This is a genomic window from Streptomyces sp. P5F9 (assembly GCF_057961495.1).
The window spans coordinates 1-1,959 of record NZ_JBXVPZ010000836.1 but is presented as its reverse complement, the minus strand read 5'-3'; the positions used below and the strand labels follow the sequence as shown (position 1 = coordinate 1,959).

The window sequence follows — 1,959 nt, the reverse complement described above, 5'->3', positions numbered from 1 at the left end:
GGTGACGCCCTGCGCGTTGTCGGGGGCATGCGTTGTCGGGGGTGCGCGTTGTCGGGGGTGCGCGTCATCGTCGTACGGCTGCTTCGAGGCCGTACGACGATGGCGGGACCGTACGCGGTCAGAGCTGGGTGACGTCCAGGTCACCCTCGGCGTACCGCCTGCGCAGCACCTTCTTGTCGAACTTGCCGACGCTCGTCTTCGGGACCGACTCGATGATCGTCCAGCGTTCCGGGAGCTGCCACTTGGCGATCTTGCCGGCGTCGGCGAGGAAGGCGCGCAGCGACGCGAAGTCGGCGGTCGAACCCTCCCGCAGGACGACGGTCGCCAGCGGACGCTCCCCCCACTTCTCGTCCGGTACGGCGACCACGGCGGCCTCGGTGATGTCCGGGTGGGACATCAGGGCGTTCTCCAGGTCGACGGAGGAGATCCACTCACCGCCGGACTTGATGACGTCCTTGGCGCGGTCGGTGAGGGTGAGGAAACCGTCGGCTGAGATCGTGCCGACGTCACCCGTCTTGAGCCAGCCGTCCTCGCTGAACTTGTCGGCGGGACGCAGGGGTTCGGCGTCCTGGCCGTTGTAGTAGGCGCCGGCGATCCACGGGCCGCGCACCTCCAGCTCGCCCGCCGACTCGCCGTCCCAGGGCAGCCGTTCGCCGCCGGGGCCGGTGAGACGGGCCTCGACGCTCGCCGGGAAACGGCCCTGGGTCAGCCGGTACTCCCACTCCCGGTCCGTGCCGACCGCCTCGGCCGGCGGGCGCGAGACCGTGCCGAGCGGGGACGTCTCCGTCATACCCCAGGCGTGGCAGACCCGCATGCCCAGCTTGTCGAAGGCCGCCATGAGGGCGGGCGGGCAGGCCGAACCGCCGATGGTGACCTGGGTGAGCGAGGAGACATCGCGGGGCTTGTCGGTCAGTTCGGCGAGCAGGCCCTGCCAGATGGTGGGGACGGCCGCCGCGTGCGTGGGGCGCTCGCTCTCGATCATCTCGGCGAGGGGCGCGGGCTGGAGGAAACGGTCCGGCATCAGCATGTTCACGCCGGTCATGAAGGTGGCATGGGGCAAACCCCATGCGTTGACGTGGAATTGGGGCACGACCACCAGCGATGTGTCACGGTCCGTGAGCCCCATCGACTGGGTCATGTTGACCTGCATGGAGTGCAGGTAGATCGAACGGTGGCTGAACACCACGCCCTTGGGGTCGCCCGTGGTGCCGGAGGTGTAACACATCGCGGCGGCCTGGCGTTCCGCCAGCTCGGGCCAGTCGTACGTGGTCGGCTTGCCGGCGATGAGGTCCTCGTACTCGTGCACGCGCGCGTGGGCGCCGTCGAGGGGGGTGCGGTCGCCGGGCCCGGAGACGACGATGTGCTCGACCGTCGGCAGCTTGGGCAGCAGGGGTGCGAGCAGCGGGATCAGCGAACCGTTGACGATCACCACCCGGTCCGCCGCGTGGTTGACGATCCAGGCCAACTGCTCCGCCGGAAGACGGAGGTTGAGCGTGTGCAGCACCGCGCCCATGGCGGGGATCGCGAAGTAGGCCTCGACGTGCTCAGCGTTGTTCCACATGAACGTGGCCGTGCGCTCGCCGTCCGCCACGCCCAGGTCATCGCGCAGGGCGTGCGCCAGTTGGGCGGAGCGGGCACCGACCTCCGCGAAGGAACGGCGCTGCGGCTCTCCCTCACCGGTCCAGCTGATCACCTGCGATGTTCCATGAACCGTCGACCCGTGGGTCAGAATCCTGGAGATCAGCAGCGGTACGTCCTGCATGGTGCTCAGCACGGCGTCCTCCCGGGGCGACATTGCCTACGCGGTAGTAAGGGATGCGCTGATTCTGCGCACATACCGCACGGTATGTCACTAGGGGAGGGTGATCGATCACGTCACGTCGGGTGGGGGTGGGGTTTGGGCGGGGGGGGCTGGGGCTCCGGTGGGGCTGGGGGCACCGCTGCGGCTAGGGTCGGGGC

At 69.3% G+C, this 1,959-nt stretch carries 1 protein-coding gene; it reads right to left on the bottom strand.

The features are described from left to right. Nucleotides 1–118: 118 nt before the first annotated feature. A complete protein-coding gene (locus AC31A1_RS50700) occupies nucleotides 119–1,795 on the bottom strand; it encodes a long-chain fatty acid--CoA ligase (RefSeq protein ID WP_489659799.1) in 1,677 nt (558 codons plus the stop codon). Nucleotides 1,796–1,959: the final 164 nt, after the last annotated feature.

Coding starts and splice junctions, on each gene's coding strand:
- AC31A1_RS50700 (WP_489659799.1), bottom strand. CDS start 1,795: ATGTCGCCCCGGGAGGACGCCGTGCTGAGCACCATGCAGGACGTACCG.